Annotated in this window: 21 protein-coding genes; 13 read left to right on the forward strand and 8 right to left on the reverse strand. The window is 54.5% G+C overall.

Annotated elements, in window-relative coordinates; translation table 11 throughout:
* Positions 1-19 precede the first annotated feature (19 nt).
* The 6 genes from TW80_RS10585 to TW80_RS10610 all read left to right on the forward strand — a co-directional run bounded on the left by TW80_RS10585 (position 20) and on the right by TW80_RS10610 (position 9,546).
* Positions 20-991: a hypothetical protein gene (locus TW80_RS10585; RefSeq protein WP_157033248.1), complete on the forward strand. Its 972-nt coding sequence runs from the start codon at positions 20-22 to the stop codon at positions 989-991.
* A gap of 162 nt (positions 992-1,153) precedes the next feature.
* A complete protein-coding gene (locus tag TW80_RS10590) occupies positions 1,154-4,111 on the forward strand; it encodes an NAD(P)-binding protein (protein ID WP_052700957.1) in 2,958 nt (985 codons plus the stop codon).
* Between the two features lie 27 nt (positions 4,112-4,138).
* Positions 4,139-7,135 (forward strand): ATP-binding protein, encoded by a 2,997-nt coding sequence (locus TW80_RS10595; protein ID WP_162197163.1) that lies wholly within the window; start codon positions 4,139-4,141, stop codon positions 7,133-7,135.
* Positions 7,132-7,812, forward strand: a complete 681-nt coding sequence (locus TW80_RS18090) for a Crp/Fnr family transcriptional regulator (protein ID WP_045997376.1) — start codon at positions 7,132-7,134, stop codon at positions 7,810-7,812. The genes TW80_RS10595 and TW80_RS18090 overlap by 4 nt, the downstream gene beginning before the upstream one ends.
* Positions 7,813-8,180: 368 nt before the next feature.
* A complete protein-coding gene (locus TW80_RS10605) occupies positions 8,181-8,498 on the forward strand; it encodes a hypothetical protein (RefSeq protein WP_045997377.1) in 318 nt (105 codons plus the stop codon).
* Between the two features lie 55 nt (positions 8,499-8,553).
* Positions 8,554-9,546, forward strand: coding sequence for a TraB/GumN family protein (locus TW80_RS10610; protein WP_045997378.1), 993 nt, complete (start codon positions 8,554-8,556; stop codon positions 9,544-9,546).
* On the opposite strand, the gene TW80_RS10615 is transcribed toward TW80_RS10610, so the two are convergent.
* Positions 9,543-10,193 carry a DUF2161 domain-containing phosphodiesterase gene (locus TW80_RS10615; protein WP_052700958.1) on the reverse strand — a complete coding sequence of 217 codons (651 nt, stop codon included), beginning with the start codon at positions 10,191-10,193 and terminating at the stop codon, positions 9,543-9,545. The two genes, TW80_RS10610 and TW80_RS10615, sit on opposite strands and share 4 nt — an antisense overlap.
* Before the next feature lie 80 nt (positions 10,194-10,273).
* Positions 10,274-10,459, reverse strand: coding sequence for a hypothetical protein (locus TW80_RS18095; RefSeq protein WP_157033250.1), 186 nt, complete (start codon positions 10,457-10,459; stop codon positions 10,274-10,276).
* 293 nt (positions 10,460-10,752) lie between these two features.
* Here TW80_RS18095 and TW80_RS10625 point away from each other — a divergent pair, with 293 nt between their 5' ends.
* The 6 genes from TW80_RS10625 (at position 10,753) to TW80_RS10650 (ending at position 15,704) form a co-directional block, all read left to right on the forward strand.
* Positions 10,753-11,670 carry a manganese-dependent inorganic pyrophosphatase gene (locus TW80_RS10625; RefSeq protein WP_045997381.1) on the forward strand — a complete coding sequence of 306 codons (918 nt, stop codon included), beginning with the start codon at positions 10,753-10,755 and terminating at the stop codon, positions 11,668-11,670.
* A gap of 64 nt (positions 11,671-11,734) precedes the next feature.
* Positions 11,735-12,610, forward strand: a complete 876-nt coding sequence (locus tag TW80_RS10630) for a TIGR01459 family HAD-type hydrolase (RefSeq protein WP_045997382.1) — start codon at positions 11,735-11,737, stop codon at positions 12,608-12,610.
* 89 nt (positions 12,611-12,699) lie between these two features.
* Positions 12,700-13,143: a MaoC family dehydratase gene (locus TW80_RS10635; RefSeq protein WP_045997636.1), complete on the forward strand. Its 444-nt coding sequence runs from the start codon at positions 12,700-12,702 to the stop codon at positions 13,141-13,143.
* A 112-nt stretch (positions 13,144-13,255) separates the two neighbouring features.
* Complete coding sequence (locus tag TW80_RS10640; protein WP_045997383.1) at positions 13,256-14,197, forward strand: bifunctional riboflavin kinase/FAD synthetase; 942 nt, start codon at positions 13,256-13,258, stop codon at positions 14,195-14,197.
* Entirely contained in the window at positions 14,187-14,651 is a 465-nt protein-coding gene (locus TW80_RS10645) for a YcgN family cysteine cluster protein (protein ID WP_045997384.1), read from the forward strand. Before TW80_RS10640 ends, TW80_RS10645 begins: the two co-directional genes overlap by 11 nt.
* A 6-nt stretch (positions 14,652-14,657) precedes the next feature.
* Complete coding sequence (locus TW80_RS10650) at positions 14,658-15,704, forward strand: threonine aldolase family protein (protein WP_045997385.1); 1,047 nt, start codon at positions 14,658-14,660, stop codon at positions 15,702-15,704.
* Here the strand turns inward: TW80_RS10650 and TW80_RS10655 are convergent.
* Both TW80_RS10655 and TW80_RS10660 read right to left on the reverse strand, forming a co-directional pair.
* Positions 15,685-16,458 carry an alpha/beta fold hydrolase gene (locus tag TW80_RS10655; protein ID WP_045997386.1) on the reverse strand — a complete coding sequence of 258 codons (774 nt, stop codon included), beginning with the start codon at positions 16,456-16,458 and terminating at the stop codon, positions 15,685-15,687. The genes TW80_RS10650 and TW80_RS10655 overlap by 20 nt on opposite strands.
* The gene (locus TW80_RS10660) at positions 16,459-17,055 is read right to left on the reverse strand and encodes a 2-hydroxychromene-2-carboxylate isomerase (protein ID WP_045997387.1); all 597 of its coding nucleotides are present in this window, start codon (positions 17,053-17,055) and stop codon (positions 16,459-16,461) included.
* A gap of 116 nt (positions 17,056-17,171) precedes the next feature.
* On the opposite strand from TW80_RS10660, the gene TW80_RS10665 reads away from it, so the two are divergent.
* Positions 17,172-18,191, forward strand: a complete 1,020-nt coding sequence (locus TW80_RS10665; RefSeq protein WP_045997388.1) for a ribose-phosphate pyrophosphokinase — start codon at positions 17,172-17,174, stop codon at positions 18,189-18,191.
* A gap of 40 nt (positions 18,192-18,231) precedes the next feature.
* On the opposite strand, the gene TW80_RS10670 is transcribed toward TW80_RS10665, so the two are convergent.
* From TW80_RS10670 to TW80_RS10685, 4 genes are all read right to left on the reverse strand, one after another.
* Entirely contained in the window at positions 18,232-18,582 is a 351-nt protein-coding gene (locus TW80_RS10670; RefSeq protein ID WP_045997389.1) for an H-type lectin domain-containing protein, read from the reverse strand.
* A 118-nt stretch (positions 18,583-18,700) separates the two neighbouring features.
* Positions 18,701-19,138, reverse strand: a complete 438-nt coding sequence (locus TW80_RS10675) for a F0F1 ATP synthase subunit epsilon (RefSeq protein WP_045997390.1) — start codon at positions 19,136-19,138, stop codon at positions 18,701-18,703.
* Positions 19,139-19,158: 20 nt separating this feature from the next.
* A complete protein-coding gene (atpD, locus tag TW80_RS10680; RefSeq protein ID WP_045997391.1) occupies positions 19,159-20,583 on the reverse strand; it encodes a F0F1 ATP synthase subunit beta in 1,425 nt (474 codons plus the stop codon).
* Between the two features lie 18 nt (positions 20,584-20,601).
* Positions 20,602-21,474 carry a F0F1 ATP synthase subunit gamma gene (locus tag TW80_RS10685; protein ID WP_045997392.1) on the reverse strand — a complete coding sequence of 291 codons (873 nt, stop codon included), beginning with the start codon at positions 21,472-21,474 and terminating at the stop codon, positions 20,602-20,604.
* Positions 21,475-21,489: the final 15 nt, after the last annotated feature.

Raw genomic sequence — 21,489 nt, forward strand, 5'->3', positions numbered from 1 at the left:
AGCTCAAGAGGCCCACGCCATGTTCAACCTAGCCCCAGCAATCCCTGCACGTAGCGATCTGGAATGGTGTTGGTACTTGCGTCGGCACGGGCGGGCGGGTGATGCGCTCGAGCGTATACTGCACGATATAGGCGCGATGGATCCAGGGGGATGGGCCAATTGGCAGCCAAGCACCCTGACCGACACAGGCGCGCCAATCGCGGTAAATTTCTCGACGGCTGACCACGCATTGGCATTAACCACCGAGGTGGATGATCCCGGCAACGACGCCGCGACACGATTTGCGCGTGCGTGCGAAATCGCCAAGACGCTCGGCGGCGCAAGTCCTAGCGCTGCATTCCGCGACGTCGTGAGCGCGGCACAAAGCTCTGCGTATTTGGATTTTGGTGCGCGACTAGGTCTGCGTCACGATGGTACGAAACTGAGCACGATCATCTATGCAGAGATTCCAGCGGCGGCCTCGGACCTATCGGCGCTCGTCTCTGATCCGCCATTCACACCAATTCTAGAAGACTATGGTTCCGCTGCCCGTGCGACCAAGGTTGCGTATAATACGGACAACGGCGAGGTGACGATTTACTGCGAGGCAGATAATGCCAACCGGACCATCCTGCCTGCACTTTGCCTGCCTGCGCAGGTATCGCCTGACATTTTGTCAATGTCGATCGACGGTATGACTGCGGGACCGCCCAGAATTGAGCTACCGACACGCAAGCTCGGCTTTAGCTATACAATTCCCCCTAAAAACGAACGCCCGGTGCTCGCATTGTCATTCAGTTCAAAAGAACTGTTCAAAGATGACATTAAGATCGAAGAACGGGTGCGTGCCTGTGGTGGGAGCAGGCTTCCTACCTATACAAGCCTGACCGAGCACCTGCCGGTTGCGCCTTGGGGGACGACGCACCACGGTCACTTTGCCATGACAGCCCGGCAAAATGCGGCGCCAATCCTTTCGATTGATGTCGCCGCGCCATGGGTCACCGGCGAATAAAGCGCCACCAAATACAAACCCAAGACCGTCGCAATTTCGGCGGTCTTTTTATGCGGAATTAGCCGCAATTACGTTTTTGTTTTCACAGAATCGCAAAGCAGGTCAGGCTGTGCGCGCATAAATACCAAGTTTTCGATTATTTTTTGCCTCGGAGCATTACAAATGAAAAAGAAAAGGAAGATTGCCGTCATTGGCGGCGGCGTTGGGGCAATTACTGCCGCCTATGCCATAACCCAACAGCCGAATTGGCAGACCGAATACGACATTACAATCTATCAACTAGGCTGGCGCTTGGGTGGCAAGGGCGCAAGCGGTCGCAACATGGATCACGCGGGCCGCATCGAGGAACATGGGCTTCATATTTGGGCTGGATTTTACGAAAACGGCTTTCGACTGATGCGCGATTGTTATGACCAACTGAACCTGACGGGCTTGCGCAGCCCCGACGCCCCGCTTGGCACAATCGACAAAGCGTTTACTGGCCTGAACCATTTCCTTCTTGCTGAAGAAATCACAACCAACGGCAAGACCAATGTGCATCCTTGGCTCATTGAGTTTGAACCCAATGACGATATTCCCGGCGAGGGGAGCGTCTTGCCGTCGCCATTTGGCTATCTGCAAGAGCTGCTCGAGGCGGTTGTGAAATTCGCCGAAACGGTCATGGCCGAAAGCAAACCACGTACTGCACACAAGATGCCCGACCGCTTTGAGCCGAACCTCAGTCGCAAGGGGATCGCTACTGAGCAGAGCTCTCCTTTGCACCACATGCGTGAATTTGTACGCAAAATGCCAGAAGCCGCCGAAAAGCACACGCCAAGCGATCTGATGGTTTTGGCAGATATGTCGCGCCATGCCCAAGAATGGCTTGCGACCCAAGAAGACGAGCACGGCAATCTGTCAGACGAAGCGCGCCGCCTGAAGTACATGATCGACCTTTCGCTCGCGTTCTTTCGTGGTGCGATCGACAACGGTCTGTTTCTGAACGGTTTTGACGCCATCGACGATCACGAAATCAGCCAATGGCTGCTGGACTATGGCGCAAGCAAAGAGGCCGTCTATTCCGCATTGTTTCGCGGTTGCTATGATTATGTATTTGGCTATCCGGGGGGTATCACAGACCATCGCAGCGTCGGCGCGGGTACAGCCATCCGTGGTCTACTGCGGCTGGCGTTTACCTACAAAGGATCGCTGTTCTTCAAGATGACCGCTGGGATGGGTGACACCATATTTGGCCCGTATTATCAGATCCTGAAACACCGCGGCGTGAAATTCAAATTTTTCAACGCTGCCAGAAAACTAACACTCGATCCGACCAAGACCTATATCAACGGCATCGAAATGGTCGAACAGGCAGAGCTAAAGGGCGATGATTACGATCCGTTTGTAGACGTCAAAGGTCTGCCCTGCTGGCCCTCGCAGCCGTTGTGGGATCAGCTCAAGAATGGTGCCGCGCTCAAACGATCTGGCATTAATTTCGAAAGCGAAAAAGAACCCCCGACAGGCAAACCCTATACGCTGCTGCGCGGCAAGGATTTTGACGACGTGATTTTGGGAGCGTCGCTGGGGTCACTGCCATATCTGGCTTCGGATTTAATCGCGGCAAGCAACCGCTGGAAGCTGATGATGGAAAAGGTCCAGACCGTTGCGACACACGCGGCACAGTTCTGGCTCGATAAACCCGCCAAGGATCTGGGGTGGGATACGTTGGTTGCCAAACACAACAACGATGTCCCCGCCGATTTAGAAACCGTCATGACAAGCTATGTCGAGCCACTGGATACCTGGGCGGACCTGTCAGAGCTTATCCCGGCCGAAGACTGGAAGTCACCACCACCCGTCGCTCTCGCTTATTTTTGCAGCCCTGCCAAAGATGCGGGCGTGGAAACCAAACCATTCAAAGAGCGCGTCAAAGAATGGGCAGATAAGGATCTCGTCCGCCTGTGGCCCAAGGCCAAAAAGGCAGGTGGATTCGACCTAGATTTGCTGCATTCCGAGACAGGAACCACTGGTGAAGAAAAGTTTGAGTCTCAGTATTTCCGCGAGAACTTTTTTGGATCAGAACGCTATGTTCTGTCCGTGCCGGGCAGCGTGCAATACCGGCTGCCCCCTGATGGAACGGGCTTTGTTAACCTCTACGCTGCCGGCGATTGGACGCGCTGTGGCATTAATGCCGGATGCGTTGAGGCCGCTACAATTTCCGGTCTCGCGGCAGCGCGCGGCTTGACCGGCGCTGATATTGAAATCGTCGGCGAGGGCGATGTCGCAATCGACAAAGGTCCGGGTGCCGCAACCCGACTGGCCAGCCCCTACGCCCAGAATGCAAACTGGCCGCTAACGCCGTTTTTTGGTGTTGGCGAAATCGACGGTTTCTTTAGCTTTCACGCGGTGGATTCAAATGCTCTTCAGCAGGTGCTGCCCAAGGGCATGACCCTTCATCCGCAGGTCACAACACCCGAAGGAACACACCCTGTTTCAATCTTGGCGAACCAACAAATTGACGTGCGCCCCAGTATTCTGCCGCGCCCATTTGGGTTCCGAAATTACAACGAAGCCATCATCGCCATTAACGACGTGCAAGTCAGCGGGCATGAGGGCGTTTTCGCGTATCTGCCGAATCTTTACCTTAACAGCAAGCTGCCTCAGATCGCTGGTGTGTTGTTTTATGGTTACAATAAACGATTCGGCAAACTGACGATGGGAAACAACCACTATTCGGTCGAATCCGAATACGGATCACCAATCTGGTCTGGCCGATACGCACAACGCGATGTCCCGCGCCCATTGACCGAGTACGGTTCATTTGGCGAAGTCTCGCGATTGGTGAACCAAGTCGTAGTTACGCAAAATCAATGGGGTAAGTGGCAGTTTTCCAACCTCGACTTTAGCCTGACCTCTGCCCAAGCGGCCGGGGTTCATGCCCAAATCGACGTCCAAAACGCACATGAAGCCAACCTACCCGCCGGACGAATGATCGCGCAGCCGATTCAACCATATGGTGAACCGCGAAATCCGCAATCTTCTCTGCCGGGAGCGTTTCGGATCTGGACCAGTTGGACGCTTTCAAATCCTTTAGACAGCACACGCATTGCGCGCTTGGAAGCAGCAAGAAACCGCCTATAGTGCTCTATGGGGGCACTGGAGTGCGGAATGACGCAGATGGACTTTTCCCCTGCCATGCGCGGCAGGGGCGAACGAAAACAGGTGACTGCTGTATTCATTGACGTTGTTGGATTCAGCAACATTGCCAGTACAGCTGACGCCGAAGACCTAGAGCAATGGCTCGAAGAATTTTACGCCCAATCGAAACAGATTGTGGAAGCGCATGACGGGGAAGTCACCGAATATCTGGGCGACGGTGTTGTCGCGCTATTCGGACTAAATCGTGCTGACGAATTATCTGCGTCTAAGGCTGTAAATGCGGCCTTAGCGGCGGTCGGGGATATCAATGCAGGCTATCAAAATAGCCTCGATGTACGACTGCGTGCAGGTGTCGCCACTGGTGAGGTCGCAGTGCGTGCAGCCGGGAATGACAATCTACCACGCGCGACGGGGATGGTGACAACGCTGGCACAACGCATTCAGGAATGCGCCGAACCTGGCACCGTACTGATCGCCCGTTCGACCAAAGATCTGCTACGTGGCGCGGTCACCCTGCATCAGCGCCCGCCGCAACAGCTCAAAGGTTTTTCTGATCCACAGGATTTGTATCAACCAGAACCAACACGGCGCAATCAGCGCGAGGCGGCGCAAACCTTTTTCGTAGGCCGCGAGCCCGAGGTTGAACGGATCAAGCAAAGCAACGATCCTTGTCTCGTCATCGGCCCTGCAGGCATTGGCAAAACCGCCCTGTGCAGGCACATCGCAATGGGAGCGCAACATATTACCCAGTTCAACGCGGATGGTGTTCATACCCGCGCAAGTTATCAACCGTTCAAAGACTGGATTGCGGCGACTACTCAAAATCCATTGCCAGAATTCGCCGACCTACAAAGATGCTTTGATACGCTTGGTCTGCCCGCCGAAGCACAACGCGCGTTGGCGCTTGTCCTTGGTTTGCCAGAGGGGCAGCGACTGCTAACTGAAAAGTCCGGTGTCGCCCTCAAAACCCTGATCGAAGACAGCCTTTGCCAGGCCATTGGTTTGGCTCAACCTGATGGCCTGCTGATTTTCGAAGACCTTCACTGGCTCGACAACGCGAGCTTTGGGGTGTTGGTGCACCTACTGCAAAGCCCGGATCGCGCTGACTATCAGATCCTGATGACCAGTCGCGAAGACACCAAAATCGGGAAATATCTTGATGGGCTTGCCGTCACGATGATCCCGCTTGATGCACTAAGCAACGACGACGCGACCCGCATGTTGGACGCGATGACAGATGGCAAAGCCCCGTCGAAAAATCGTGATGCACTGATCGAGAAAGCCGCAGGCATTCCGTTGTTTTTGGAACATCTCTTTCAGCGCGCGTCCGAGACCGACGAGGAACAAGGCGTGCCCGGCACGTTAATGGACTTACTTGCTGATCAGATCGACGCCACTGGACTATCGAAACATGTTCTCCAACATGCGTCTATCATCGGCCGGAACTTTGACATCGATATGCTGCGCGCGGTTGCATCTGAATTTGAACCGCTAGAGCCACATTTGGCCAAGGCATGTGATCGAGGCGTGCTCAAGCAACAAACAACAGATCACTGGACGTTTTCGCATGCGTTGCTTCATCAAGCTGCCTATCACGGGATGCTGCGACGTACCCGCGTGGAACTGCACAGCCAAATTGCAGCGCACCTCCAAGCCGAGCACCCAGATACAGTACGCCGCAACCCCGCGATCTTGGCTGATCACCTGCGGCTGTCACAACAATACGTGCCCGCAATCCAAAGCTATCTTGCCGTCAGCCAATGGGCGCTATTTCAAGGCGCCTTTGAAGATGCCGAAGCGCATGTGTTAGCGGCTATTTCTCTTTGTGATACCGCGCCAGCCAAGGTTGACGTCAGTGAACTTCGGATCGCTTGCTATAATGCATTGGGTTCAATTCGCATACAAATGTATGGATTTATGGCCCCAAACGTCAAAGAACCCTATGATACGGTACTGAGACTCACGTCAGAAAACAATCTGCGCACTGCAGCTATTGGCCCGGCATTGGTCGGGGGGTTTTCCCATGCCGTCATATCGGGGGATCGCGCAACAGCAAAGAATTATTGCGATGTGCTTGCTGAAACGGCAACACAGATTCCCGTCGCGGAAACGAACGGCGAACTGCAACTCGCGTCGTTCAACATCGACGCGAGCCTTTACCTGTATAGTGGTCAATTCGAACAGCTGTTCACAGCGTTTGATGGCATGAAGAAGGTCTACGACATCGCCAAACATGGCGGGATGATCACGACTTATGGCGTAGATACATATGCCGCCGCCCAGATGTTTGACAGCGTCGGACGCGTGATCCACGGGGATACGCACCTTGCCCCACAGCTCGTTGCCGAAACTGACGCGCACCAAGACTTGCTCAACATCCCGTTGATGCGACCGTATTCTCTGATTTGGGGGTCAGTGCCATTGTTCTATGCAGGCGATGTTAAAACCGCGCTGGATCGGGTCAAGCTAGGCATCACAACAGCCCACGAGCAAGACGCCGCGTTCTGGCAAGTGACAGGCGCGGCATGGTTGAACGTGATGGACCCCACCGCAGGCGACACAATTGAAGGAAGAGACGCATTCGCCCAAGTTATTCAGACACATGAAGCAATTGGTGCCCGCGTTGGTATTCCCTATTTTAAGTCTATCCAAGCGGTGAACCTTGCCCGTCATGGACACGCGGAAGAGGCGATGCAAGTCTCGCTCTCGGCCATCGCCGAGAACGAGGCAACTGGCCTTCAATGTTGGTACGCAGAAATCCTTAGACTTCACGCGAAAATTTGTACGCTTATGGGCGAAACTAAACAGGCACTTGCCGCGCTCGAGAAATCGGTTTCTATCGCGACAGCCCAACAGGCGAAATTATGGTTGATCCGCAGTCGGCTCGACCAATTAAAAGCCGGTGCGATCCAGCAATCGGAGCTCGCAGAAGCGGTTGCCTTGTTCCACCCAGACGCCCGCCCGCCCGAACTGATCACGGCCCAGCAGGTATTGATCGACGCATGACCCACGAAGAACTACTCGCGCTAAAGCTACCGCTTTTCGAAGGCGTTTCTCTTGCCGAGATCGTCAACATCCCCATTGCGATCAACGAAAAGAGTTGTGAAGCATGGCAAACCGTTTTCGATCAGCACGACAATTCCAACGATCTCTATTTTTTGCTCTCGGGGTCTCTTCTCGCCGTGTATTGGACAAACGAAGGGCGCGAGATCGTGTTTTCTCGGTTTCCGGTTGGCGCATATTTTGGTGAACTCGCTGCACTTGATGGCAGTAGCCGCTCGCTTGCGGCTGTAGCCAAAACCGACGCACGCGTCTTGGTTCTAAAAAGAGAGTCCTTTCTGCGCTTGTTTGATGAAGTCCCCACTATTCGCGACAAAATAGTGCAGCAGCTTGTCGAACGCGTGCGAATTCTAACTGAACGCAATATGGAAATGACCACGCTATCTGTCGAACAACGTGTTGGCACATATTTGTTCCGTTTGGCGGCAGAACATGGTAAACTTGCATCAGGTGCAGTCATCGACAATGCGCCTACGCACGCTGAAATCGCGGGGACGATTGGGGCCAACCGGGAAATGGTAAGCCGTTCAATCAGCAAGTTGTCAAAGCGTGGTGTCATTAAATCTTCGCGTCAGCGGATTGAAATTCTTGACCCAGAGGCGCTGGCAGAAGAACTGAACTAACAGTGCGAGAACGCACATACCTGAGTAACCATTGCCGCTAGCCTCGTGCCAGCGATTTGCTTAAAGGCCTTGTTATGAGATTATTTAGTATGTTTGGACCAGAGGGGGTCGTCGGCGTCGTTCTTGGCGTTGCTCTACTGTTGCCAACTTTCATCGGGTAAATTTGCCGATCTGACTCTTCCTTAAAAAAGTGCTTTTGCCTCTGCGTCAGCTTGGGCTATGCAACCCACAGACGACTACGAATCAAGGAGACTGCTATGCGAAGAAAGGACGCCCTTCATTTCTGCTGGTAAAACAGCTTTGCAGTTCAGCTGTGCCTAGGGCCAGCATGATATCTCCCCACATTATTTCGTAGATCGGATAGCAAAATGCATCCCCCGTTTTATCCCGTCGACCACAAGGTCGATCCCAACATATTGCAACCCTATGACGAACGGCCCGTCAAAAGACGCACGACCGCCGAACCGCTACGGTTTGCCGTTGCCTCGCACGATTGGCCACCTGTACCTTTCGCCGCGCCAGAGCATGATTTTCATGCAGGGATCACGCTTCCCAGTGGGACGGTTGTGGAAGTACGGCCCCAACTTTGGATTGTTCCGCCGCCACAACGCAAGATTCGGCATATTATTGGTCGGTGGCTCATTCGGATGGGGCAACGGCTGATCCTTGAAAATCGTCTCGGGTAATTGACCCGAGGCGATCCGCGACTAAGTTATTTGTGGGAAAACCAAAGGATTTCAGATGTTACTGCGTTCCGCTGCAATTGCATTTTTCACAGCCATTGGGGCATCAGCCAGCGCCGCCTGTATTGGCGACAGCTATATCGACACGCTGACACCGGTAGAACATGACCAATTTGACGCGGCTGTTCAGGCTATCCCCTTTTCGCAAGGCGTCATCTGGACGGCCACAAAGGCGCAGAAAAACCTGACGATTATTGGAACCATGCACATCTATGATCCCCGGCTCGATGGGATATTTGCGCAAATATCTGACGACATTGCACAGGCTGACCTTATTTTGGTCGAGGCCACCCCCGAAGACCAAGCGGCTGTACAGCAATTGGTGGTGACGGACCCCGGTAAGCTATTCCTAACCGACGGCCCGACACTGCCCGAACTGCTCGACGACGAAACTTGGACACTGCTATCAAATGCCGCCTCAGAGCGTAGCATACCCAGTTTTATGCTGGCCAAGATGCAACCATGGTACGCCTCGATGATGCTTGCGATGCCAAGCTGCGCTATGGCGGACGTAATCGCCGGGCGGCGCGGATTGGATCACATGATCATGGATAAGGCGGCAGAAGCAAATGTGCCCCTACAATCGCTCGAACCCTATGACACGCTGTTTTCCCTGTTCCAAAGCGAACCAATGGACGAACAAATCGAGGCACTGCGCATGTCTTTGCTGCGACCGGATACGCAGCAACAGGTCTTTGTTGCGATGCTCGACAGCTATTTTGCACAGGATATCGGCGGACTATGGCAAATCTCGCGTTTCGCTCTCGAAGATTTGCCATCGCTCGATACCGATGAGGCCGCAGCACTATTTGATGAAACGCAACGCGTGATCTTGGATGATCGTAATCACAACTGGATGCCCGTCATCGCGCAAGCCACCGATGCTCATAACAACGTCGTCGTTGCTGCCGGTGCGGCACATTTGCTGGGCGAAAACGGGATCATCAACCTACTGCAATCCGAAGGCTGGACCGTCGCCCGCAGACCCTAATCGTCTGCATAGTCAATCAATCCCTGGCGACCTGCATCAGTCAATGCGTAAACGCCACGCGTGACACGTTGGAACCAGCCATAGTGGTCATCCGCCATGATCTGCGTTGCGACTGGAACGCCAGTTGCGTTTTTGACCTCTGCCCCTTTTGACGGGCCATGCGCTGCCAAATGCCGCGCACATTTCAGTGCATCTTGGCGATAGCCGGTCACGATCCCATGACGGGTTGCGCCGCCTGCGTTCGGGTCACCCTGCAACCGATCAAAGGCGCGGACAAGCCGGTCATGTTTTTTCTTGGATTTGCGTGGCGTGTATGGCGAAGGATCGGCCAGTACCTCAACAAACCCGTCGCGCGTACGGACCGTCATAACGCCCAGACCAACACGTCGCGCAAGCTGTACATTTGCCTTGAGCGCCTTTGCCCGCCCGCCCGCAGGCACCGCGACATAGACCGCATCAGTGATCGCGAGCCGCGCAATCCCCTGATGAAAAAGACCGAGAGAAAACCCCAGTTTCAGTTCAACGATAATCATATCATCGCCCCGGCGGGCAACGATATCGGCGGCGCCAACCTCTCCTTTGACCTCGTACCCTTGCTTTTCAAGATGGGCTTTGACGGGGGGGTATAGATCGGCTTCGCGCAAAATGGTCTCCTACGCGGTCAAAGAAAACGAAATTGACCACGCAGGCAAGCCCCACCGCCATAGGCAGCGATGGGGGTGGGCACCTATCGACCGCCCAGACGACCGGGAAATCGCGGTGGTCGCACATCAATGCGCGCACGGCGCTGTAGGTTTGACACTGGCCGCCCTTGCCGAACGCCACCCGGTTCAGGGCGCACGGCACGGCGATTTTCTGTAGCGGACAGCGGGTTTTGACCCGGCTTGCGGGGTTTGTGTGATTTACGGGGCATAATTGCACCTTTCGATAAATGATCATGGGGCCATTTGGGCCCGGCGAAACGCCAATGCGGCGCTACTGCGACATGTCCATTGTCAGGGTGCTCCTCTTGAAAAGGGTCGGGCGACAGCTGTGCCCATCTAAAATGGTGAGGCGGTTAAGCGTTCTGATCCATTGTCAGGTTCCTCCTTTTCGATACGTCAATTTACCACACCGCCGATATCCGGTCAAACCAACGCGATGGGGTGACAGGGTCGCTGGACGCTTCTATAACACCGCCAAATTCTCCCTTAGAAAGTGACAGCAATGACAACTCTTGTTTTCGGCCACAAAGCACCTGACACAGACAGCACTGGTTCCCCATTGATCTGGGAATGGTACCTGAACCACACGGGCATCGAAGCCAAAGCAGCCCTGCTTGGCACACCAAACACCGAAGCTGCTTTTGTTGCCAAACGCTGGGGCTTTGAACTGCCCGCCGTGATCGAAGATGTGTCAGACGATCAGTCTTGCGTTATCGTTGACACAAACAACCCGGCAGAGCTGCCAGCGAACATCAACAACGCTGATGTGATTGCCGTAATCGACCACCACAAACTGACCGGCGGTCTGGAAACGAAGAACCCAATCAACATCACAATTCGTCCGCTCGCATGTACGGCGACAATCATGAATGAGATGATGGGCGACAAAGCTGCTGACATGCCAGAAGGCGTCAAAGGCCTGATGCTGTCTTGCATTCTGTCCGACACGCTGGCCTTCCGTTCACCAACAACGACAGCTGTCGACAAAGATCTCGCCGAAGCATTGGCCAAAGATCTGGGCATCGACCTAGACGCCTATGCTTCCGAAATGTTCGAAGCAAAATCAGACGTTTCTGCGTTCTCTGACGCGGAACTGCTGCGCATGGACAGCAAAGAATACGGCGTAGACGGCAAGAAATTCCGTGTGTCCGTTCTGGAAACCACAGCGCCCAAGATCATCTTGGACCGTCAAGCATCAATCATGGAAACCATGCCAACCGTCGCCAAAGAAGACGGCGTGGACGAGGTACTGTTGTTCGTGGTCGACATCCTGAACGAAGAAGCAACAATGTTCATCCCGAACGACGTTGTGAAAACCGTTGCTGAGAAATCATTCGACGCCAAAGTCGAAGGTGACAGCGTTGTTCTGCCCGGCATCATGAGCCGCAAAAAACAGATCATTCCAAACCTCAAGGCCTAATACGCCGTTCGCCCCGGACCATATCCGGGGCCTCTATTTTAAGATCAATAACAAAGGCCGCGCCATGACCCGGATTATCGAAACTTTCGCAGACATCTCGGGCCAGTATGACGCGGCCTTTGTTGATCTTTGGGGTTGCATGCACAACGGTGTTCAGGCCCTGCCTGACGCGGTTGCGGCCATGCAAGCCTACCGCGCGCAGGGTGGTGTTGTGGTGCTTGTCACCAACTCACCCCGCCCTTGGGAATCAGTAGCGCATCAGATCTTGGACTTTGGCATTCCAGAGGATGCATGGGACGCGATTGCGACATCAGGCGACAGCGCGCGTGCTGCCATGTATCGCGGTATTGTCGGTGAGAAGGTCTATTTCATGGGCGAAAGCCCTCGGGATGACGCCTTTTTCGAACCACTCAAGATCATCAATGATCCCGTGAACATTCAACGCGTTCCGCTGGATCAGGCCGAAGGCATCGTATGCTGCGGCCCGTTCGATCCGATGGCCAACCTTGATGTGAACCGTGCAGATTTCCTTTACGCCAAGCAAAAGGGTCTAAAGCTGCTGTGCGCAAATCCAGATATCGTCGTTGATCGTGGCGACGTTCGTGAATGGTGCGCGGGTGCCTTGGCACAGCTATACACTGAAATGGGCGGAGAGAGCCTGTATTTCGGCAAACCCCATCCCCCCATCTATGATCTGGCGCGCCGTCGGCTTGCCGCGTTGAACAAGGTGCCATCAGACGCACCCATTATCGCCATTGGTGACGGGCCACACACGGATGTACTTGGCGCGCTCCAAGAAGATCTTGATGTGTTGTTCATTTCGGGCGGATTGGCCGCTGCCGAAACGAAAACGACGACACAGCCTGACCCAGACGCGCTTCGTTCATATCTGGACGAACAACAGATCAGCGCGACTTTTGCCATCGGGCACTTGCGCTAACGTAAAGCTTGATTTTTCTGCGCTCGCAAAGTAATAAAATTTCAAAGCCGATTGGCGCATGGGATTTTTGTTACTCAATGGAGCGCAACATGCTAGACAACGCCCCGCGTGGAACGATCTGTATCGAAGATATCGAGATCGGAATGGTCCGGTCTTTGCGCAAGGTCGTGACCGACCGCGACATTGAGCTATTTGCCGAAGTCTCGACTGATCGCAACCCTGTGCACCTCGATGATGACTACGCCCAAGATACAATCTTTGGCGGGCGGATTGCCCATGGGATGCTAACCGCTGGGCTGGTGTCAGCGGTGATTGGTGAACAGCTCCCCGGACATGGCACCGTTTATTTGGGGCAAAATCTCAAGTTTTTGGCACCTGTACGCCCCGGCGACATGGTTCTTGCCGAGGTAGAGGTTGTCGATGTCGATCACGCCAAGCGTCGCGTGACTATGGATACCCGCTGTCTTGTGAACGACAAAAAGGTCCTGATCGGCGATGCGACCGTGCTTGCCCCATCGCGCAAGTTCGACTGAACACGCCTGTTTCGTGCGCAACGCTGCGATCCTCATAAGCGCTAAGCCGGATAGATGTTTTCAAGCGATGCTATAGGGTTGCAGCCCTCCGCAGGCCGCGCTACGCAAGGCCATGCGCATCATCCGAGACACCCTATTTATTGACGCTAGCGACCGCGGAGCCGCTGCAGCGATTGGCAACTTTGACGGTGTCCACATTGGCCATCAATCTGTGATCGATCTCACCCGTGCAGCTGCAAAGGCAGCCAACTCACCGCTGGGTGTCATGACCTTTGAACCGCATCCGCGCAGCTATTTTTCGCGCGATCCAAACCCGTTTCGTCTGATGAATGCAGAGGCCCGCGCGCATCGGCTGGAAAAGCTAGGCGTCGAAAAACTCTACGAGGTGCCATTTAACAAAGCGCTGGCAAACCTCACACCGCGTGAGTTTGCCCAAGACATCATCACTGATCGGCTTGGGCTGGCGCATGTGGTTGTTGGCGCTGATTTTTGTTTCGGCAAGGGGCGTAGCGGCTCTGTGACCGAATTGCAGGCCTTTGGCAAAGAAATGGGATTCGGTGTGACCGTTGCACCCATCCTGGCCGTCGAAGCATCAAATGTATCATCAACCGCGATCCGCCAGGCCCTTAGCGATGGTAAGCCACACGAGGCCGCAGCGATGCTGGGCCACTGGCACCGCATCGAGGGCGAAGTAATTCGCGGCGATCAGCGCGGGCGTGATCTGGGTTTTCCAACTGCCAATATGTCGATTGCCGGGCTTCACCCGCCAAAATTCGGCGTCTATGCCGTTAAGGTCGACGTGCTCGATGGGCCCCATCGTGGGTCATATAACGGTGCCGCGTCTATCGGTGTGCGCCCGATGTTTGGCGAAAACATTCCTAACTGTGAAACCTATTTGTTCGACTTTAAGGGGGATCTCTATGGTGCGACCCTGTCGGTTGCGCTGATCGACTATCTGCGTCCCGAACAAAAGTTCAACAGCTTGGACGCGCTTGTCACCCAGATGGCTGCTGATTGCGATACCGCCCGAAAGATCCTGCAAAATGTCGAATGAAATCACCCGCACGGGCCTTGCTGACAGGTATTGGGAAACCAAGCCGATGGATCAGCTAAGCCAGCCCGAGTGGGAGGCGCTCTGCGACGGATGCGGCAAATGCTGCCTCAACAAGCTAGAGGACGAAGACACTGGCGTTGTTGTCACCACCCGCGTTGCCTGCCGGCTTCTGGATGATGACACCTGCATGTGCAGCAACTATCCGATCCGGCACCAATTCGTGCCAGAGTGCATCGTTCTCACCCCTAAGACCATCGAAGACACGATGTATTGGCTGCCCAAGACCTGCGCCTATCGGCTGATTTACGAAGGGCGGCCGTTGTTCGACTGGCACCCATTGATTACTGGCGATCCGCAATCCGTGCATCGCGCCGGCGTTTCCGTGCAGGGGATGACCATCCCTGAATTCGAAGTCGACGAAGACGATTGGGAAGATCACATAATAGAGGAATAGAGCTGTATGTTTTTCTCGTCCGACAATGCAGGCCCAGCCCATCCTAAGGTGCTCGAGGCGATCATCGCCGCAAATGCAGGCTACGCGCCCGGATACGGCGCGGATAAAATCATGGACGAGGTACGCCAGCAGGTCCGCGATGTATTCGAGGCCCCAGACGCGGCTATTTATCTGGTCATCAACGGCACCAGCGCAAACGCCCTACTGCTCGCCACGATGTCCCAACCTTGGGATACGATTTTCTGCGCGGATGTCGCCCACATCCAAGAGGACGAATGTAACGCGCCAGAGTTCTATTCGCAGGCCAAGCTAACGCTGGTTCCGACCACCGACGCCAAGATCGCGCCCAATGATCTGCGCTCCAAGGTTGAGGCCGAACAAAACCGTGGCGTTCATGGTCCCCAACGCGGGCCATTGTCCATCACACAAGTGACCGAAAAAGGTACGATCTATACGCTTGATGAAATCAAGGCGCTGACGGACATCGCCGCAGGCTTTGGCATGAAAACCCACATGGATGGTGCGCGTTTTGCGAACGCATTGGTTGCTCTTGATTGCTCTCCTGCCGAAATGACGTGGAAGGCGGGGATTGACGCCGTTAGCTTTGGCGGAACCAAGAATGGCGCGATGGGCGTAGAGGCATGTGTGATATTCGATCCCGATCTGGCGTGGGAATTCGAATTACGGCGCAAGCGTGGGGGGCATCTGCTCTCAAAGCATCGGTTTCTTTCAGCGCAGATGCAGGCCTATCTGACGGATGATCTATGGCTGGAAACAGCCAGCGCGGCGAACGCCCGCTGCGCCGAATTGGCCGAAGGGCTGCGTGGACATAACGCGGTGAACATTCAGTATCAGCCGCAAGCCAATATCATCTTTTTCGATATGCCCCGCCGGGAGCATAAGCGCATGCTAGATGGCGGTGCGTATTATTACGTGATGGACGGCGATCCGAACACAGGCGACCCCGATGCGCGGCTCACCGGGCGTTTGGTCACCGATTGGTCGATGACCAAGGATGGCGTGCAGCAATTCATCAATCTGCTGCGCGGATAATCTTAGCAACGTGTTCCGCGTGGGTCATGGGCAGCATATGCCCCGCCCCCGCGACCACGTGTTCCTCTGCATTCAGCAATCGCGCCGCCAGCGTCTTGTGAATCTCTTGGATGACAGGTTGTGAAAGCGCGCCGCGGATTAGTGTAACGGGCACATTGAGCCCTGCCAGCCGCTGCTCAGAAGTGATGCCATCTGCGTCTTTTTCGATTGCGGCCGCACCTGCAACGACAAGGTGAATCCGCTCTGTCAGATATCGTCTCCGCCGTTCTGACATCGCATCCCACGGCATTCCGCCCCACAGGGCATTAAATATCTTGGCGGCCTGCTCTTCATCGCCGCGCAACATGGCGGCAACGAACGGGCGAAACCCTTTGGCAAATTCAGCGTGCGCGGCTGTTCCTTTGGCAGCGGCGAAATATACGGGTTCGATCAATGTCAGGCGACTGACCAATTCAGGCCGCTCGACAGCCAGTCGCAAGGCCGCCGTCGCGCCAAAGGAATGCCCAATCACATGCGTCGGACCATCACATAGCTGGGCCGCGACGCCAGCAGTCAACGTCTGGTAGTCACTGCGACCATCCCACTGGCCGCTTTGCCCGTGACCCGACAAATCAAACAAAGTCGCTTGATAGCCCAATTGCTGAACCAATGGGGCCATTGCCTCGGATCGGCCAAGCGCACAGTGCAAGACAAGCGCAGGATAGCCCGCGCCTACCGTATCGGCATGGATGTCATGCCCCAATATGTGCCGCATTTAGCCGCGCCCAGCCAGATAGGCATCCAGATCGTTTAGCCGATCTTGCCCCCAGAACCGTTCGTCGGTGTCAGTGATAAAGAACGGCGCGCCAAATGCACCGCGCGCGACAGCTTCTTCTAGGTTTTTGGCATAGGTGTCAGCGCTGGTGAGCATATGCTTATCCGCCAAATCAGGCGCAAACCCTGCCTTTTCCAAACAATCGCGGATCACATCGTCTTGGGCAATGTCACGGTCTTCGGCCCAGCAGGCAGCGCCAATCGCGTGAACCAGCCCTGCGACGTTGCCGCCTTCGTTCTGGGCGGCAATGATTGCATAGGATGAAGGTGCCGGGTTTGTCGGCCAATGCGCGGGCTGCGGGTTAAGCGGCATATTCGCCTGCGCTGTTTGGCGACGCAGCTCTTGGGCGCGGTATTCCATGCGGCTGGGATGGCGATCTTTGGGCGCTGTGCCGCCAGTACGGGAAAACAAGCTCATGATGTCCAGTGGCTTGTAGGTAATGGTCGCGCCATGCTTTTCCGCGATTTCTGCCGGGCGAGTCCCGCATAGGTAGCTAAACGGTGATATCGTCGCAAAGAAGTAGTCGATATGGGGCATTTTTATTCTCCTGACATGCGCGAAATGTTTGCGCGACGGTAACCCTGTGTTAGTCGGTGTCAACGCTTCGAATCTGTCACGTCTCTGTTACTGCCTTCTGCCAAAGGACCCTACTGATGCCAACTATGACTGCGCCAAAGCTGATTTCAGGAAATGCCAATCAGCCGCTAGCCCAAGCAATCTCTCGTCGAATGTCGATGCATCGCGGCATGGATGTCGGCCTTGTCGATGCCCGTGTTGAACGCTTCAACGATGGCGAAATATTTGTCGAAGTCTTTGAAAACGTCCGCGGCGAGGACATGTTTATCGTTCAGCCGACATCCAACCCCGCCAACGATAACCTGATGGAATTGCTGATTATTGCCGATGCGCTGCGCCGGTCCTCTGCGGCTCGTATCACCGCTGTAATCCCCTATTTTGGCTACGCCCGCCAAGATCGCCGTTCAAAAGCACGCACACCGATTACTGCCAAACTGGTGGCGAACATGCTGGTTGAAGCTGGTGTTGAACGTATCCTGACCCTGGATTTGCACGCGACGCAAATTCAGGGTTTTTTCGATATCCCCGTTGATAACCTTTATGCTTCACCAATCTATGCGCTCGATGCGATGCATAATTTCCGGTCCTGCATGGACGATGTGATGGTCGTGTCCCCAGACGTGGGTGGTGTGGCCCGTGCACGTGACCTAGCCCAGCGGATCGGGGCACCCCTTTCCATCGTAGACAAACGTCGTGGCAAACCCGGCGAAGTGGCCGAAATGACCGTAATCGGTGACGTAAAAGACCGCGTTTGTATCATCGTTGACGATATCGTGGATACGGCTGGGACATTGTGTAAAGCTGCCGAGGTCCTGATGGAGAACGGCGCCAAAGAGGTCCACTCTTACATCACTCATGGTGTTCTGTCGGGTCCTGCCGTTGGTCGCATCACCAATTCCGCGATGAAGAGCCTCGTGATCACTGACACTATCGGTGCAACTGATGCGGTAAAAGCCGCCCACAACATCCGCATTGTGCCGACTGCACCAATGTTTGCGCAGGCGATCCTGAACACATGGAACGGCACATCTGTCTCATCACTGTTCGATCACAAGACGCTCGGCCCAATCTACGAAGGCCTTTACGCTTCTGAATAAATGATCAGGGCGTCGCCAATGGCGGCGCCTTTGTTCGATGCTAGTAAAGCTCCCAGCCTTCGTCATATGGGAGCTCGCCAAAAGCCGTCCATGCGATGCGGACTCGGGCGACTTGGGTATCGGCCCAAGTTCTGAAAACGATTTCAAAACCTTCTTTGGTTATATTTTCTGCCTGAACATCTGCGCGTGTGTTTGCGGAATTGGAAATATCCCACATCGACATCGACACTTGGACATGAGGGATCGCACCAAAGCGCTCTTTAAAGCGCACTTTTTCACGGCTTTGACGTGGACCATTCCCGCGCCACATCGCACCGTCGTCTTCGAAGTCCGAGAATAAGACCACCTCCCCGTGGTCAATCCCTATTGTTCCGCTGCTCAATCTGCGCATTCTTATTCGTATACTCTAGAAAATTACCTCAAGTTGTATTTCACTTTTCGAGATAAATTGCGAGCCAAAAAGCAAAAAGGCCCCGCAAAGCGGGGCCAATTAGATCGCTTAGTCAGCGTTAGCCGAAGTTTGATTGGTTCGGATCCAAACCGATGTGAGATCCGATCGCAACCATGTCAGAGATCAGCTTGGCCGCGTCATCGACGGGGCCCGGCTCATTTTCGAACACTTCTTCGCGCTTCTTGTATAGCTCTTTCGCGTCTGCGATCATTTGATCGTAAACTTCCTGAGTCAGCTCATCCCGGTGCAACGCCTGCTCAGCAAGAACAGAGATGCTCGACGCGCTGATTTCAGCAAAACCGCCAAGAACAACGTATTCGTCCGTCTGACCGCCATGCGTGACGCGCAGGATACCGGGGCGCAAAGTTGTGATGGTTGGCGCGTGGCCAGCCATCGCGGTCATGTCACCGTCAGCACCCGGGATTTGGACCTCAGTCGCCTCGACCGACGCCAAACGGCGCTCGGGCGAGACTAGATCGAATTGTAGGTCTGCCATGTTGGCTCCTTACAGGTTCATTAAGCTGCGGCTGCAGCCATTTTTTCGGCTTTCGCCTTCACTTCTTCGATGCCGCCTACCATGTAGAATGCACCTTCTGGCAAGTGATCGTATTCGCCTGCAACAACAGCCTTAAAGGATGCGATTGTGTCTTCGAGCGGCACCTGAACACCAGGTGAACCAGTGAAGACCTGCGCAACGTCGAATGGCTGCGACAAGAAGCGTTCGATCTTACGTGCACGTGCAACAGTCAGTTTGTCTTCTTCTGACAGTTCGTCCATGCCCAGAATTGCGATGATATCCTGAAGCGACTTGTAGCGCTGCAGCATGTTCTGAACATCAGCAGCAACTTGGTAGTGCTCTTCACCAACGATCGCTGGGTCCAGCAGACGTGATGTTGAATCGAGCGGGTCAACAGCAGGGTAAATACCCTTTTCAGAGATCGCACGGTTCAAAACGGTTGTCGCATCAAGGTGCGCAAATGATGTTGCTGGCGCAGGGTCAGTCAAGTCATCCGCAGGCACGTAGATCGCCTGAACCGAAGTAATCGAACCGTTCTTTGTCGATGTAATGCGTTCCTGCATCGCACCCATGTCGGTTGCGAGTGTAGGCTGGTAACCCACCGCAGAAGGAATACGACCCAACAGCGCGGACACCTCGGAACCCGCTTGTGTAAAGCGGAAGATGTTGTCGACGAAGAACAGAACGTCTGTACCGGATTGGTCGCGGAACTGCTCGGCCATTGTCAGACCTGACAGCGCAACACGCATACGCGCACCGGGAGGCTCGTTCATCTGACCGTAAACCAGGGCCACTTTGGACTTGGTCAGGTCTTCTGCGTCGATAACGCCGGATTCGATGAATTCGTAGTAAAGGTCGTTACCTTCACGTGTACGCTCACCAACACCTGCGAAAACAGAGTAACCAGAGTGCACTTTCGCGATGTTGTTGATCAGCTCTTGAATAAGAACTGTTTTACCAACACCCGCACCGCCGAACAGACCAATTTTACCACCCTTCGCGTAAGGCGCGAGCAGGTCGATAACTTTGATGCCTGTTACCAGAACTTCAGAAGCAGTGGACTGCTGATCAAAAGTTGGGGCGTCACCGTGGATCGAGCGGCGCTCTTGCTCACCGATTGGGCCTTTTTCGTCAACTGGCTCACCCACAACGTTCATGATGCGGCCCAGTGTAGCGTCGCCAACTGGAACTGTGATTGTTGTGCCTTCGTCAGATACTTCTTGGCCGCGCACCAGACCTTCGGTGGAGTCCATCGCAATTGCGCGAACTGTGTTTTCACCAAGGTGCTGAGCAACTTCGAGTGTCAGAAGCTTGCCGTTGTTGTCAGTTGTAAGGGCGTTCAGAATCTCAGGCAGATGGTCATCGAACTGCACGTCAACGACGGCGCCGATGATCTGCGTGATCTTACCTTTTGCGTTTGCCATTATGGTTTTCTCCGGGGTCTAGAGCGCTTCAGCGCCCGAAATAATTTCAATCAGCTCGTTGGTGATCACGGCCTGACGCGAGCGGTTAAACTCGATTGTCAGCTTGTCGATCATATCACCGGCGTTGCGTGTCGCGTTATCCATTGCGGACTGACGCGCACCCTGCTCCGATGCAGCGTTTTCTAGCAAAGCGCTGAAGATCGAGGTCGCAACACCGCGTGGCAACAAGTCAGCAAGAATTTCTTCTTCGCTGGGCTCGTAGTCGTACAATGCAGTTTCCGCGTCTTCTGCCACCTCAAAGCTGGCTGGGATAATCTGCTGTGCAGTTGGGATTTGGGACACAACGTTTTCAAAGCGCGCGAAAAAGATCGTCGCGATGTCAAACTCACCCTCATCAAAACGCGACAGCACATCTTTGGCGATGTTCTGAGCGTCTGTATATCCAACGCGCTTTACAGCGGTCATATCAACATGGTCGACAATGTAGTCAGCCAAGTCACGCTTGATCACGTCGCGGCCTTTTTTGCCGACAGTGATGATTTTCACTGTCTTGCCTTCAGCAATCAAAGCCTGCGCATGGTTTTTCGCCAGCTTAGCAATGTTGCTGTTAAAGCCACCACACAAACCACGTTCAGCCGTCATGACGACCAGAAGATGCACCTGATCGCTGCCAGTACCGGCAAGCAATTTCGGTGCGCTTTCTGAGCCGCCAACCGATGCAGCGAGCTGACCCATCACAGCGTTAAAACGCTCTGTATAGGGGCGCGATGCCTCGGCTGCATCTTGGGCGCGGCGCAATTTTGCAGCCGCGACCATCTGCATGGCCTTCGTGATCTTGCGGGTCGATTTGACCGACTCGATCCGATTTTTAAGGTCCTTAAGACTAGGCACGTTCTCGTCTCCTTG

The organism is Loktanella sp. S4079 (genome assembly GCF_000967725.1).
GTDB lineage: Bacteria > Pseudomonadota > Alphaproteobacteria > Rhodobacterales > Rhodobacteraceae > Yoonia.